The organism is Kribbella pittospori (assembly GCF_004331465.1).
GTDB lineage: Bacteria > Actinomycetota > Actinomycetes > Propionibacteriales > Kribbellaceae > Kribbella > Kribbella pittospori.
In genome coordinates, this window is the sequence record NZ_SJKB01000001.1 from 225976 (window position 1) to 240238 (window position 14263).

General features: G+C 69.3%; 15 protein-coding genes. 12 read left to right on the top strand and 3 right to left on the bottom strand.

Annotated features, from left to right (window positions below):
• Positions 1-85: 85 nt before the first annotated feature.
• The 3 genes from hrcA to E0H73_RS01130 are packed head-to-tail and all read left to right on the top strand — an operon-like array spanning position 86 to position 3050.
• The gene (gene hrcA, locus E0H73_RS01120; protein ID WP_131350056.1) at positions 86-1108 is read left to right on the top strand and encodes a heat-inducible transcriptional repressor HrcA; all 1023 of its coding nucleotides are present in this window, start codon (positions 86-88) and stop codon (positions 1106-1108) included.
• Between the two features lie 25 nt (positions 1109-1133).
• The gene (dnaJ, locus tag E0H73_RS01125; protein WP_131350058.1) at positions 1134-2276 is read left to right on the top strand and encodes a molecular chaperone DnaJ; all 1143 of its coding nucleotides are present in this window, start codon (positions 1134-1136) and stop codon (positions 2274-2276) included.
• Positions 2277-2333: 57 nt separating this feature from the next.
• A complete protein-coding gene (locus E0H73_RS01130) occupies positions 2334-3050 on the top strand; it encodes a 16S rRNA (uracil(1498)-N(3))-methyltransferase (protein WP_131350060.1) in 717 nt (238 codons plus the stop codon).
• On the opposite strand, the gene E0H73_RS01135 is transcribed toward E0H73_RS01130, so the two are convergent.
• Positions 3047-4186, bottom strand: a complete 1140-nt coding sequence (locus E0H73_RS01135) for a Gmad2 immunoglobulin-like domain-containing protein (protein WP_131350062.1) — start codon at positions 4184-4186, stop codon at positions 3047-3049. The genes E0H73_RS01130 and E0H73_RS01135 overlap by 4 nt on opposite strands.
• A complete protein-coding gene (locus tag E0H73_RS01140) occupies positions 4183-4692 on the bottom strand; it encodes a SigE family RNA polymerase sigma factor (RefSeq protein ID WP_238162982.1) in 510 nt (169 codons plus the stop codon). The genes E0H73_RS01135 and E0H73_RS01140 overlap by 4 nt, the downstream gene beginning before the upstream one ends.
• A gap of 291 nt (positions 4693-4983) precedes the next feature.
• Here E0H73_RS01140 and E0H73_RS01145 point away from each other — a divergent pair, with 291 nt between their 5' ends.
• From E0H73_RS01145 to E0H73_RS01175, 7 genes are all read left to right on the top strand, one after another.
• Positions 4984-5910 (top strand): PhoH family protein, encoded by a 927-nt coding sequence (locus E0H73_RS01145; RefSeq protein WP_238163843.1) that lies wholly within the window; start codon positions 4984-4986, stop codon positions 5908-5910.
• Positions 5907-6389: an rRNA maturation RNase YbeY gene (ybeY, locus tag E0H73_RS01150; RefSeq protein WP_131350064.1), complete on the top strand. Its 483-nt coding sequence runs from the start codon at positions 5907-5909 to the stop codon at positions 6387-6389. The genes E0H73_RS01145 and ybeY overlap by 4 nt, the downstream gene beginning before the upstream one ends.
• A 175-nt stretch (positions 6390-6564) precedes the next feature.
• Entirely contained in the window at positions 6565-7869 is a 1305-nt protein-coding gene (locus E0H73_RS01155; RefSeq protein ID WP_131350066.1) for a hemolysin family protein, read from the top strand.
• A gap of 18 nt (positions 7870-7887) precedes the next feature.
• Entirely contained in the window at positions 7888-8223 is a 336-nt protein-coding gene (locus E0H73_RS01160) for a cytidine/deoxycytidylate deaminase family protein (RefSeq protein ID WP_131350068.1), read from the top strand.
• Positions 8207-9136 (top strand): GTPase Era, encoded by a 930-nt coding sequence (gene era / locus E0H73_RS01165; protein WP_131350070.1) that lies wholly within the window; start codon positions 8207-8209, stop codon positions 9134-9136. Before E0H73_RS01160 ends, era begins: the two co-directional genes overlap by 17 nt.
• 24 nt (positions 9137-9160) lie before the next feature.
• Positions 9161-9826: a GNAT family N-acetyltransferase gene (locus E0H73_RS01170; RefSeq protein ID WP_238163741.1), complete on the top strand. Its 666-nt coding sequence runs from the start codon at positions 9161-9163 to the stop codon at positions 9824-9826.
• Entirely contained in the window at positions 9823-10452 is a 630-nt protein-coding gene (locus tag E0H73_RS01175) for a DEAD/DEAH box helicase family protein (RefSeq protein ID WP_131350074.1), read from the top strand. The genes E0H73_RS01170 and E0H73_RS01175 overlap by 4 nt, the downstream gene beginning before the upstream one ends.
• A gap of 1 nt (position 10453) precedes the next feature.
• Here the strand turns inward: E0H73_RS01175 and E0H73_RS01180 are convergent, their stop codons facing one another.
• Positions 10454-11443, bottom strand: coding sequence for a GNAT family N-acetyltransferase (locus E0H73_RS01180; RefSeq protein ID WP_238163742.1), 990 nt, complete (start codon positions 11441-11443; stop codon positions 10454-10456).
• Positions 11444-11604: 161 nt separating this feature from the next.
• Here E0H73_RS01180 and E0H73_RS01185 point away from each other — a divergent pair, with 161 nt between their 5' ends.
• On the top strand, positions 11605-12054 hold the full coding sequence (locus tag E0H73_RS01185) for a Fur family transcriptional regulator (RefSeq protein ID WP_131350078.1): 450 nt from the start codon (positions 11605-11607) through the stop codon (positions 12052-12054).
• Between the two features lie 2 nt (positions 12055-12056).
• A complete protein-coding gene (gene katG / locus E0H73_RS01190) occupies positions 12057-14261 on the top strand; it encodes a catalase/peroxidase HPI (protein WP_131350080.1) in 2205 nt (734 codons plus the stop codon).
• Positions 14262-14263: the final 2 nt, after the last annotated feature.

Here is a 14263-nt window from a genome sequence, read left to right on the forward strand (position 1 = left end):
ACTACGGCTCGGTAGACTGGCACTCGGTTCAGCTGAGTGCCAAGGGTCACTGAGTCGTACGGTCGAGGCGAGGGAGGTGGTGCGCGTGCTGGACGATCGCAAGCTGGATGTTCTCCGCGCCATCGTCGAGGACTACGTGGCGACCCATGAGCCGGTCGGCTCGAAGACGCTGGTCGACCGGCACAACCTCGGGGTGTCGCCGGCCACCGTGCGTAACGACATGGCTGCGCTGGAGGAGGAGGGGTACATCACCCAGCCGCACACCAGCGCCGGCCGGATCCCGACCGACGCGGGCTACCGGCTGTTCGTGGACAAGCTGAGCACGGTCAAGACACTGTCGCCGGCGGAGAAGAAGGCGATCACCTCGTTCCTGGCCGGCGCGGTCGACCTCGACGACGTCGTACGCCGTACTGTCCGGCTGCTGGCCCAGATCACCCGCCAGGTCGCGATCGTGCAGTACCCGTCGCTCAACCGCTCCAGCGTCCGGCACATCGAGGTCGTCACGATGACCCCGCGCCGGCTGCTGCTGGTGCTGATCACCAGCACCGGGCGGGTCGAGCAGCGGATCGTCGAGCAGACGAACGACGTCGACGAGCAACTGATCGCCGACCTGCGCTCGCGGCTGAACACCGCGCTCGCCGGCCAGCGGCTCACCGAGGCGACGACGTCTCTGGCTGCGGTCACCGACCTCTTCGCCCCGGCCGACCGGCCGCTGGTGGCAGCGATCGTGACGACGTTGCTGGAGACGTTCACCGACGAGGTCGGCGAGCAGCGGATCGCGGTCGGTGGCGCTGCCAACCTGACCCGGTACGGCGACGACTTCGAGCGGAACGTGAAGCCGGTGCTGGAGGCGCTGGAGGAGCACGTCATCCTGCTCAAGCTGCTCGGCGAGGCCACCAACCCGCAGACCCTGACGGTCCGCATCGGGCACGAGAACCCGTTCGAGGAACTGGCCACCACGTCGGTGGTCGCGACCGGCTACGGGTCCAAGTCGGAGGCGCTGGCCACGCTCGGCATCGTCGGCCCGACCCACATGGACTATCCGAGCACGATGGGCGCCGTAAGGGCCGTCGCGCGCTACGTCAGCCAGATCCTGGCCGACTCATAATGACTACTACCCCCTGGCTTGGAGTATGAGCACCGATTACTACGCCGTCCTGGGCGTCAGCCGTGACGCCTCGCCGGACGAGATCAAGAAGGCGTACCGCAAGCTGGCACGCCAGTACCACCCGGACGTGAACGACTCCGAGGACGCGCACCACAAGTTCCAGGAGATCGGCCGCGCCTTCCAGGTGCTGAGCGACCCGCAGAAGCGGCAGATGCACGATCTCGGCGGTGACCCGTTCGCGACCGCAGGCGCCGGCCCGGGTGGCGCGGGCTTCGGCCAGGCCTTCACGTTCACCGACATCATGGACGCCTTCTTCGGCCAGACCGGCGGGGCCACCCGCGGGCCGCGGCCGCGGACCCGGCGCGGCCAGGACGCGCTGATCCCGCTGCGGATCGACCTGGCCGAGGCCGCGTTCGGCACCACCCGGGAGCTGAAGGTTGACACCGCAGTACTGTGCCCGACCTGTTCGGGTTCGGGCGCGGCGGCCGGCTCCGAGCCGGTGACCTGCGAGATCTGCCACGGTCGCGGCGAGGTGACCCACACTCAGCGGTCGTTCCTCGGCGAGGTCCGCACCATGCGGCCGTGCCCGAACTGCCGCGGCTTCGGTACGACGATCCCGAACCCGTGCGTCGAGTGCTCCGGCGACGGCCGGGTCCGGTCGCGCCGGACCGTCACGGTCAAGATCCCGGGCGGCGTCGACAGCGGCACCCGGGTGCAGCTGTCCGGCCAGGGCGAGGTCGGCCCCGGCGGCGGCCCGGCCGGCGACCTGTACGTCGAGATCGAGGTCGAGCCGCACGACATCTTCACCCGCAACGGTGACGACCTGCACTGCACGGTCACGCTGCCGATGACGGCGGCCGCGCTCGGCACCACGATCGACCTGCCCACGCTGGAGGGCGAGACGACGCCGCTGGAGATCCGGCCCGGCACGCAGTCCGGGACGGCGATGACGCTGACGGCTCGCGGTGTCCCGCGGCTGCGGCACGCGGGTCGAGGCGACCTGATCGTCCAGGTCATCGTCGAGACCCCGACCCGGCTGGACGACTCCCAGGTCGACCTGCTCCGGCAGTTGGCCGAGGCTCGTGGCGAGGAGCGTCCCCAGGGTCAGGTCCAAGCCGCCCACAAGGGCGTCTTCGGCCGCCTCCGCGACGCCTTCGGCGCCCACTAGATGCGCACCAGCCACCCGCGTACGACGTTGCGTGCGTGCTGAGGCAGGGGAGGCGCGGTGGGCGTGGCGGTGTTCTTCTCCGAGGAGCTGGGCGGGGACGAGCTGACCTTGGGTGGTGCCGAGGGGCGGCATGCTGCCGTCGTACGGCGGATCGGGCCGGGGGAGCGGATTCGGCTCACGGACGGCCGTGGAGCTTGGGCTGAAGGTTCGGTGACCGCGGCGTCGAAGACCGGGGTGACGGTTGCCGTTGACAACCGTGGAGTGGAGCCGGCGGCTTCGCCCCGGTTGGTAGTGGTGCAGGCGCTGCCTAAGGGCGAGCGCGCCGAGCTCGCGGTGGAGATGCTGACCGAGGTCGGGGCGGATGTGATCGTCCCTTGGAACGCGGAGCGGAGTCAGTTCCGCAGCAACCCCGAGCGGTCCGCGAAGACGTACGCGAAGTGGCAGGCCTGGGCGTTCGAGGCGAGCAAACAGTCCCGCCGTTCCTGGTTCGCCACCGTGGAGCCGATCGCCAGTACGCCGGACGTCGCGCGACTACTGTCCGCCGCGGCGCTGCCCGTCGTACTGCACGAGGAAGCCAAGACGCCGCTCGCCTCGCTCGACCTCCCGACCGAGGGCGACATCGTCATCGTCATCGGCCCGGAAGGCGGCATCGCCCCGGCCGAGCTCGCGACCTTCAGCGCCGAGCCGATCCGCCTCGGCGACACGGTCCTCCGCACCTCGACCGCCGGCGTCGCCGCGGCCGCCGCACTCCTGTCCCGCTCGCGCTGGACCTAGCGCACCTCGATGGTCTTCGAGTCGACGTCGGTGGTGGAGCCGTCGGCGGGGGAGATCAGGAAGGCCTCGATCTGCCAGGGGCCGGGCGTGAGCTTGAGGTTGAAGGTGAAGGGCGTGAACTTCTGGCCCTCCTTGGTGTTCGTGTAGCCCTTCCGCACCTCGCGGGTCTTCAGGTTCATGGCCTCGTAGTTCACCGTCGCCTCGTACGCCGCGGCCGTGCCCTCGACGGTGACCATCGACTTGGTCAGCTGACCCTGGGCCGGGGATGTGATCCAGACCAGCGCCTGGACGTTGGCGGCCTGGGCGCGGCTGAGCGGCGTACTGGTGTCGACCTGGCCGAACAGCCGGGCACCGGCCTCGCCGCCCTGAGTGATCCGGACCTGCTGGCTGCTGTCGTCGAGAGCGCCTTGCACGGTGTAGATCAGCTGCTGGGCGGCCACGTCCGCGGTCTCGGGGTCGAGCTTCGCCGTCGGGAGCCGCTTGAAGTCGACGGTGACCGTGCCGTCGGATCTGGTGACGGTGTTGACCTCGGCGCCCCGCCACAGTGAGTAGTAGTCGGGGTCGCCGGACTGCTTCGAGGTCATGATCCGGACCGCCTCGACGGCGGGCCGGCCGCTCACTTTCGCCCAGGTGCGGTAGAGCCGGACCTTCGGCGTGGCCTTGGTGGTGGCTCCCGGCGTGGGAGTGATCGCGGTCTTGTCGCCGAGCCAGTAGACCGGGACGAGGGTGCCCTTCACCATCGGCTCCGGCGTACCGCGGCGGTCCTTCGGCACCGACGTCGCCTGCGCCGTCGGTGGCTCCGTCGGCGCCTGGCTCGGCTCGGTGCTGGCCTGTGGGGTGGTCGAGGACGGCAGTGCGGAGGCGCTGGCCGACGTACTGGGACCTGCTGCGACGCCGCTGTCTCCGGCGGTGTTCGTGTTGTTGTCGAGGACGGTGAAGGCGCCGATCACGGCTGCGGTGCCGACCACGGCGGCGCCGGCGGTCAGCACCCACGGGCGCCGGGACGTCGTACGGCGCTGGGCCCGGGCGCGGGCCTGGATCTCGGGCAGCGAGTCGGTCGGCTCGACCCGGTCGGCCTCCTCGTGCATGGCCCGCCGCATCAGCTCGTCGAACGAGTCGTTCGAATGGTCACTCATACGTTCTGCTCCAGGAGCTGGCGCAGCGACTTGGTCGCCCGCGCGGCGTGGCTCTTCACCGATCCCCGGCTGATGCCCATCGTGTCGGCGATCTCCGCTTCGGAGAGGTCACCGTAGTACCGCAGCACCATCACGGTGCGTTGCTTCTCCGGCAGGGTGCGCATCGCTTCGATCACCCGGTCGGTCTCGGCCGTCCGCAGCGCGGCCTGCTCCGCGCTCGGCGCGTCCGGCAGCGAGCGGGGCGTGTGCTTGTCGACGACCACCAGGTGGCGCTGGCGGGAGCGGCAGCGGTTCACCACCGCGGTGCGCAGGTAGGCGAGGGCCTTGTGGGGGTCGCGCAGCCGGTGCCAGCGGCCGTGCATGGCGACGAACGCGTCCTGCACGATCTCCTCCGCCGTACCGGTGTCGCGCAGCAGCAGGGCGCCGAGCCGGACCAGCGACGTGTAGTGCGCCGTGTAGACAGCCGTCAACGCCTCGTCGGCATCCCACGAGGACTCATGTGTCACGCACTCTTCGTACACCACGGCTGGTTGCGCCACGACACGATGACGCGGAGACCCTCTTGCAGGTTGACAACGCACCCGGGTTGGCAACGGCCAGGCCTCGTTTCGGGGTGTTGAGGCGAATTACAAGTGAGGCTGTCGGGCGGGACGGCTAGCATGGGTGGGTCAGTCATCATCGGCATCAGGAGGAACAGGCTGTCCAGGCCACGCAGTATCGAACCGGAGGCGCGCAGTAGCAATGCCGCCACCAGCGCGCAGGCGTCGCACAAGATCGTCGTGCCGAACAGCATCGACATGGTGGCCCTGCTCGGAGCCCGGGACGAGTTCCTCCGCATCGTCGAGAAGGAGTTCGCCGCCGACATCATGGTCCGCGGCAACGAGATCACGCTCAACGGCGAGCCGGCCGAACTGGCCCTCGCCGAGCGGCTGATCGACGAGCTGATCGCGGTCGTGCGCACCGGGCACGGGCTGACCGCCGACTCGGTCGAGCGCAGCATCGCGATGATCAAGTCTGCCACGGCCGAGAGCCCGGCCGATGTGCTGACCCAGAACATCCTGTCCAGCCGCGGCCGCACCATCCGGCCGAAGACGCTGAACCAGAAGCGGTACGTCGACGCCATCGACAAGAACACCATCGTGTTCGGCATCGGCCCGGCCGGTACCGGCAAGACGTACCTGGCGGTGGCCAAGGCGGTCCAGGCGCTGCAGGCCAAGGAGGTCAACCGGATCATCCTGACCCGGCCGGCCGTCGAGGCCGGTGAGCGGCTCGGCTTCCTGCCCGGCACGCTCTCGGAGAAGATCGACCCGTACCTGCGGCCGCTGTACGACGCTCTGCACGACATGCTCGACCCGGAGTCGATCCCGCGGCTGATGACGGCCGGCACGATCGAGATCGCGCCGCTGGCCTACATGCGCGGCCGGACCCTGAACGACGCCTTCATCATCCTGGACGAGGCGCAGAACACCTCGCCCGAGCAGATGAAGATGTTCCTCACCCGGCTCGGTTTCGGCTCGAAGATGGTCGTCACCGGCGACGTCACCCAGGTCGACCTGCCGACCGGCACGAGCTCCGGCCTGCGCGTCGTCCAGGAGATCCTCGAAGGCGTCCAGGACCTGACCTTCTGCCGGCTCACCTCGCACGACGTGGTCCGGCACAAGCTGGTCGGCCGGATCGTCTCCGCCTACGAGAACTACGAAGGCAATGGCGAGCTGCGCAGATGAACGTCGAGGTCAACAACGAGTCCGGAGTCGAGATCGACGCGCACGGACTGATGCGGCTCAGCCGGTTCGTGATGTCGTCGCTGCGGCTGCACCCGGAGTGTGAGCTGTCGATCAAGCTGGTCGACGAGGACACGATGGCGCGGTATCACGTCGAGTTCCTGGACCTGCCCGGTCCGACCGACGTGATGTCGTGGCCGATGGACGAGCTGCGGCCCGGTTCCGCCGACAACGGCGACGACTCGGATCTTCCGCTCGGTCACCTCGGTGACATCGCGCTCTGCCCGACCGTGGCGGCCGCCCAGGGCGCCAAGGCCGGGCACGGCACGTGGGCCGAGCTGGAGCTGCTGACCGTGCACGGCATCCTGCATCTGCTCGGCTACGACCACGCCGAGCCGGCCGAGAAGGCGGAGATGTGGGACGTGCAGGGCCGTCTGCTGGAAGCCTGGCGAGCGCCGGCGAACCAGGTTGAGGGTGTCTGATGGTTCCCCGCCTACTCCGCGGCACTCGGCACGGCACCTCGCCGCACTGGAGCAAGGGCCACGATGAAACCACATCGAGGCCCTCGCTCCAGCACGCCGATGCACCGCACCGAGCACCTGCTCGCTACGGCGCGGAACCATCAGACACCCTCAGCCGGACAGGAGTGACGTTCCGGTGAGCTCCCAGGACCTCGTCCTGCTGGTCGTGGCCGCGGTGCTCGTGCTGCTCGCCGGATTGTTCGCCGGTGCCGAGGCGGCGCTGTCGTCGTACTCGAAGGTCCGGGCCAACGAGCAGGTCGAGCGGGGGAACCTGCGCGCGGTCCGGCTGCGGGACCTGCTGTCCGACGCCCCGCGGTACCTGAACTCGCTGCTGCTGCTCCGGCTGAGCTGCGAGATCACCGCGATCGTGCTGGTCACCCAGGCGTTGTCGAACGTCTTCGACGTCACCTGGGAGCACGTCCTGATCACCGCCGTGGTGATGATCGTGGTCTCGTACGTCATCATCGGCGTCGCCCCGCGGACGCTCGGCCGGCAGCACTCGGACCGGTTCGCGATCATCTCCGCCGGTCCCGTGATGGCGCTGACCCGGGTGCTCGGCCCTCTGCCGAAGGTACTGATCCTGCTCGGCAACGCGCTCACCCCGGGCAAGGGCTTCGCCGAGGGCCCGTTCGCGACCGAGGCGGAGCTGCGGGCGCTGGTCGACTACGCCGAGAAGTCCGCGGTGATCGAGTCCGGCGAACGTCAGATGATCCACTCGGTGTTCGAGCTCGGCGACACCATCGTCCGCGAGGTGATGGTGCCGCGCACCGACATGGTCTACATCGAGCGGCACAAGAAGCTGCGCCAGCTCACCTCGCTGGCCCTGCGCTCCGGCTACTCGCGGATCCCGGTGATCGGTGAGTCGCTGGACGACATCCTCGGCGTCGTCTACCTCAAGGACGTGATGCGCCGCGTCTACGACAACGCGCAGGCCGAGTCGACCGAGCGGGTCGAGTCGGTGATGCGGCCGTGCATGTACGTGCCGGACTCCAAGCCGGTCGACCAGTTGCTGCGCGAGATGCAGGCGGCCCGGATGCACGTCGCGATCGTCGTCGACGAGTACGGCGGTACGGCGGGCCTGGTCACGATCGAGGACATCCTGGAGGAGATCGTCGGCGAGATCACCGACGAGTACGACGAGGACCCGGACTCGGTGCAGGAGCTGTCCGACGGCGCGTACCGGGTCTCCAGCCGGCTCCCGATCGACGAGCTCGGCGAGCTGTTCGGCGTACCGCTGGACGACGACGACGTCGACACGGTCGGCGGCCTGATGGCGAAACTGCTGGGCAAGGTGCCGATCCCCGGTGCCGAGGTCGAGATCGAGGGATTGTCGCTGACGGCGGAGCGGCCGTCGGGGCGCCGCAACCAGGTCGGTACTGTGCTGGTGCGTCGGGTCGAGACCGCGACCCGGCCGCAGGACCAGAACCACCAGCCCGCCTGACCCTCTTCTTTGGAGTACGTGTTGTCAGACCTTTCGGCGGAGGACGCCAAACTCGTCACGCTCGCCCGCGCCACCCGCGCCCGGACCCGGGCGGCCGAGGGTGCGGCCGTGCGCGACTCCGACGGGCGGACGTACGCCGCCTGCACGGTGGCGCTCGACACGGTCGAACTGACCGCGCTGCAACTCGCGGTCGCGATGGCCTTGTCGTCCGGCGTGAAGGGTCTCGAGGCCGCCGCGGTGGTCACCGATGCGGAATCCGTCGACGTCAACGTGGTCCGCCACTTCGCCGGCGCCGCCATCCCCGTAGTAGTTGCGCAAGGCACCGGAGAGGTCCGCGATGTCGTCCACACCTGAGCCGTTCAAGTCCGGTTTCGCCTGCTTCGTCGGTCGCCCCAACGCCGGGAAGTCCACGCTCACCAACGCCCTGGTGGGCCAGAAGATCGTCATCACCTCGTCCAAGCCGCAGACGACCAGGCACGCGGTCCGCGGGATCGTGCACCGGCCCGACGCCCAGCTCGTGCTGGTGGACACGCCAGGTCTGCACAAGCCACGCACGCTGCTCGGCGAGCGGCTCAACGACCTGGTGAAGGCCACCTGGGCCGAGGTCGACGTGATCGCGGTCTGCCTGCCGGCCAGTGAGAAGATCGGGCCGGGCGACCGGTTCCTGGTCAACGAGGCGGCGAAGGTCGCGAAGACCCCGAAGGTGGCGCTGGCCACCAAGGCCGACCTGGTCGAGCCGGACCGGATGGTCGAGCACCTGGCCGAGATCTCCGCGCTGGGGGAGTCGGCCGGGATCGAGTGGGCCTCGATCGTCCCGGTGTCGGCGACGTCGGGCTTCCAGGTCGACGTGGTCGCGGACGAACTGGTGAAGCTGCTGCCGGAGGGTTTCGCGCTCTACCCGGACGGCGACATCACCGACGAGCCCGAGGAGACCCTGGTCGCGGAGCTCATCCGGGAGGCCGCGCTGGAGGGCGTCCGGGACGAGTTGCCGCACTCGATCGCGGTCACCATCGACGAGATGGGCCTGCGCGAGGACCGGCCGGAGGACAAGCCGCTGCTCGACATCTACGCGAACATCTTCCTCGAGCGGGACAGCCAGAAGGGCATCGTGATCGGCCACAAGGGCGCCCGGCTGCGCGAGGTCGGCGCCGCCGCCCGCCACCAGATCGAAGCTTTGCTCGGGACGCCGGTGTACCTCGACCTGCACGTCAAGATCGCCAAAAACTGGCAGACAGACGCGAAGCACTTGCGCAAACTGGGATTCTGACCAATCTGTCGGGGGGATGACCGAGTGCTGACCAATCCTGTGTACGCCGCTCTGACCGGTCCGCACGCCGGCGTCGCCGAGGTCCGTGGCAACGCCCGTCGGTATCCGCCCGCCGCCGCGCCTTTCCTCGGGCTGCCCGATGATCCGACGCCGCAGGACTGGGCTGACGCGGGCGTCCTTCTCGGCCCGGGGACCACGGCCGCGCTGATGCGGCCGGAGTTCCCGATCCCTGACGGCTTCAAGCTGGACCTGCACATCGACCTGGTCCAGTTCGTCGCGCCGGCAGACCTCCCGGCCGAGGACCCGGAGGCGGTCCTGCTCGGTCCGGACGACGTACCTGAGATGCTCGCGCTCGTTGCTCTCACCGATCCTGGGCCGTTCCGCACGCGCACGATCGAGCTGGGCACCTACCTCGGCATCCGCCGCGAGGGCGAGTTGATCGCGATGGCCGGCACCCGCTTCGCGTTGCCGGATCACACCGAGATCAGCGCCGTCTGCACCCACCCGTCGTACCAGGGTCAGGGCCTCGCCACCCGACTCATCCGCGCCGTAGCCGCCCACATCACCGCAGCCGGCCGCACCCCGATGCTCCACACCGGCGGCAGCAACACGAACGCCATCCGCCTCTACAACTCCCTCGGCTTCACCCTCACCAACCGCATGAAGGTCACCCTGGTCCAGGCGCTGTGAGCGACCTGTCCCACGTCTTCTGGCTCGGCGGCGGTACGGGCGGCGGCAAGTCCACCGTCGCCCGCCACCTGGCCGAACGCTTCGCCGTCCGGCTCTACGACACCGACCGCGCGATGGCGGATCACACCGCCCGCAGTTCGCCGGGCGATACGCCGTACCTGCAGAGGTTCCTCGCCATGGACATGGACGAGCGGTGGGCGGACCGGTCACCGGAGACGATGCTCGAGACGTTCCACTGGTTCCGGGGCGAGGCGTTCGACCTGATTGTCGACGATCTGCTGCGGTTGCCGCCGGAGCCGATCGTGGTGGAAGGATTCCGCTTGCTGCCCGCGCTGGTCGAACCGCTGCTGGCCGATCGGCGGCAGGGCGTCTGGTTGCTGCCGACGCCGGAGTTCCGGCGGATGGCGGTGGAGCAGCGGGGGTCGCTGTGGGCGATCGCCGGTCGGACGCATGCGCCGGAGCGGGCCCTGGGCAACTTGTTGGAGCGGGACCGGAGGTTCACCGAGCAGGTCGCGGTGGAGACGCGGCGGCTCGGGCTGACCAGCGTGGTGGTCGACGGCAGCCGGACCGAGGACGAGGTCACGCTCCGGGTGGCCGGGTTGTTCGGGCTCGGCCGCCCTGGGTGAACTACAGCGTCTTCTGGTAGGCGAGGATGCGCGCGATGATCCGGTAGTTGAGCTGTTCGTTGATCGAGATCATGTGGTCGTTGGACTCGGCGTTCCAGGTGTCGATCAGGCCCAGTGCCGGTTCCTCGTCGCGCAGCCACAGCAGCATGGCGGACTTGAGCAGCGCGCCGAGACGGTGACCACGGTGGTCGCGCGAGACGGCCGTGTCGTTCTGGATACCGATGTGCGGGCGCTCGCGCTCGACCGTGATGGTCGAGTGGCCGGCCAACTCACCGGACGCCTTCTCCCGGGCGATCACCCGGTGGATGGTCCGGTCGCTCTTGAGCTGCGCCTGCTCGTAGGCCCGCAACCGCTCCGGGCTGTAGACGTCGTCCTCCATGTCGAGGTCGTCCTTCGGCGCGTCGTTGATCGACTCGGTCACCGCGACCATGCCGTCGAGCAACTCGTCCGGCAGCGGACCGGTGACCCTCACCAGTTCGTACGCCGACGAGCGCGCGACCGCGGCGTCGTACAGGCGCTGCACGACGGACCAGTCCAGGCCGTCGAGGTCCTGCCGGCGGTTCACCTCGATCGCCTTCTGCTCGAACCCGTGCCGCCGGGCGAACGCGTCCGCCTTCGGCAGGTCGTACCCGCCGAACCCGACGACGTTGCGGCCCAGCTCCCGGGTCAGCCGCTCGGCGTACTCGACGAGCGCGGACCCGACCTCGCGACCGCGATGGTCCGGATGGACATGGACGTCGATCCAGACCTGGTTCAGGTTGTCGTACGCCGGCGCTCCGAGGACGAGCAGCCCGATCGCGGTACCGTCGCTCTCCCGAGCCAGATACGCCTGCTCGGGGTTCATGTCCCAGCCGTACCGGAGCATGTTGGCGAACCCTCGTGGGGTCTGGTCCAGCATCTCCGGACAGTCCAGTTTCGTGCCGGCGTTCTGCACGGCTACGGCATCGATGCACCCGGCCTCGTCGTCGGGTGACAGTCTCGTGATCTCCACGCCCACAGAGTCCACCACGGCGTCGGTTACCGCGAGTGGTTTATCCGCCGTGGAGAAGTTCCGCCGCCCGGTCGCCGGCCGGTGCTGTTGCCTGAGGCAATCGTTGGGGTGACTGCGGCGGAAACTTGACCGATTCCAGAAGAGCGGGCAGAGTGCGAAGGGTGGCTGTCGAGTCCGGCGTCCAGCACCTTCTGCGCGAAGCCGCGCTGCGAGTCACCCGGCCCCGGGTGGCGGTGCTGAACGCTGTGCACTCGCACCCGCACGCGGACACCGACGCGATCATCCGCGCCGCCCGGCGGGAGCTGCCCGACGTGTCCCACCAAGCGGTGTACGACGTCCTCCGCGCGCTCACGGACGCGGGTCTGCTGCGGCGGATCCAGCCGGCCGGTTCGGTCGCGCGGTACGAGGCCCGTGTGGGAGACAACCACCACCACGTGGTGTGCCGATCGTGTGGCGCCATCGACGACGTGGACTGCGCCGCGGGTGACGCTCCCTGCCTGTTCCCGTCCGAAGACCACGGTTTCGCGATCGACGAGGCCGAGGTCGTCTACTGGGGACTGTGTCCCTCCTGTTCTGCCGCTCCTGACCCAGCGACCACAGCGAAAGGTTGAGCATGACCGAGACGCCCGACGTGTCCCAGCACGGCAGCGAGAGCGAGAATCCCGCCATCCCCGCGCCGACCGCGAAGGCGGGGCGGCCGCGGACGAACCGGGACTGGTGGCCGAACCAGTTGGACCTGTCCGTGCTGCACCCGCACGCGACCCGGTCCAACCCGATGGAGGACGGCTTCGACTACGCCGAGGAGTTCGCCAAGCTCGACGTCGACGCCGTCAAGCGCGATCTCGTCGAGGTGATGAGAACGTCCCAGGACTGGTGGCCGGCCGACTTCGGCCACTACGGCCCACTGTTCATCCGGATGAGCTGGCACGCCGCCGGAACGTACCGGATCGAGGACGGCCGCGGCGGCGCCGGGGACGGCGCCCAGCGGTTCGCGCCGCTGAACAGCTGGCCCGACAACGCCAACCTGGACAAGGCGCGCCGGCTGCTGTGGCCGGTCAAGCAGAAGTACGGCCGGAAGATCTCCTGGGCCGACCTGCTGGTGCTGGCCGGCAACGTCGCGCTGGACGACATGGGGTTCCAGACGTTCGGATTCGGGTTCGGCCGGGAGGACGTCTGGGAGCCCGAGGAGATCTTCTGGGGCCAGGAGGACACGTGGCTCGGCGACGAGCGCTACAGCGGCGACCGCGAACTCGCCGGACCGCTCGGTGCCGTCCAGATGGGCCTGATCTATGTCAACCCCGAGGGCCCCAACGGCACCCCGGACCCGCTCGCCGCGGCGCGTGACATCCGGGAGACGTTCCGCCGGATGGCGATGAACGACGAGGAGACCATCGCGCTGATCGCCGGTGGTCACTCCTTCGGCAAGACTCACGGTGCGGCCTCGGCCGACGAACACGTCGGCCCCGAACCCGAGGCCGGCCCGCTCGAGGCGCAGGGTCTGGGCTGGAAGAACACCTACGGCACGGGCGCCGGTCCCGACACCATCACCAGCGGCATCGAGGTGACCTGGACCAGCACGCCGACCCGCTGGGGCCACGAGTTCTTCCAGAACCTCTTCGGCCACGAATGGGAGCTCACCAAGAGTCCCGCGGGCGCACACCAGTGGGTCGCGAAGGACGCCGAGGAGACGGTGCCGGACGCGCACGACCCGGACAGGAAGCACCGGCCGACGATGCTCACCACGGATCTGGCGCTGCGCGTCGACCCCGAGTACGAGGTGATCTCGCGGCGGTTCCTGGAGCACCCCGAGGACTTCGCTCTGGCCTTCGCCAAGGCCTGGTACAAGCTGCTGCACCGCGACATGGGACCGGTCTCGCGCTACCTCGGTCCGTGGGTGCCGGAGCCGCAGTTGTGGCAGGACCCCGTACCGGCCGTCGACCACGAACTGGTCGGCGACGAGGACATCGCGGCGCTCAAGGAGAAGCTCCTCACCTCCGGCCTCTCGGTCCCACAACTGGTTCGCACCGCGTGGGCAGCGGCAGCCAGCTTCCGCGGGACGGACAAGCGTGGCGGGGCCAACGGCGCGCGGATCCGGCTCGAGCCACAGCGCAGTTGGGCGGTGAACGAGCCGGCCGAACTCGCGACGGTGCTGCAGACCCTCGAAGAGATCCAGCAGGACTTCAACGGCTCCGGCGCCAAGCGGGTGTCGTTGGCCGACCTGATCGTGCTCGGTGGTTGCGCCGCCGTCGAGCAGGCCGCACGCAATGCCGGGCAGGACGTCACCGTACCGTTCCGCCCGGGACGGACCGATGCGTCCCAGGAGCAGACCGACGTCGATGCGTTCGCCGTCCTCGAGCCGAGGGCCGACGGCTTCCGCAACTACCTGCGGGCCGGGGAGAAGCTCTCGCCGGAGACGCTGCTGCTGGACCGCGCCTACCTGCTGACCCTGACCGCTCCGGGGCTGACAGTTCTGGTCGGTGGCCTCCGGGCCCTCGGGGCGAACGCCGGCGGTTCACGGCACGGCGTGTTCACCGACCGGGCCAACACCCTGAGCAACGACTTCTTCGTGAACCTGCTCTCGGCGGGGACGGAGTGGAGGGCTTCGGAGACGGAGGAGAACGTCTTCGAGATCCGGGACCTGGCGACCGGTGACCTCAAGTGGACCGCGACGGCCGTCGACCTGGTCTTCGGCGCCAACTCGCAGCTCCGGTCGCTCGCGGAGGTGTATGCCGCCGCCGACGCGCAGGACAAGTTCGTCCGGGACTTCGTCGCGGCCTGGACCAAGGTGATGGAACTCGACCGCTTCGACCTGCGCTGATC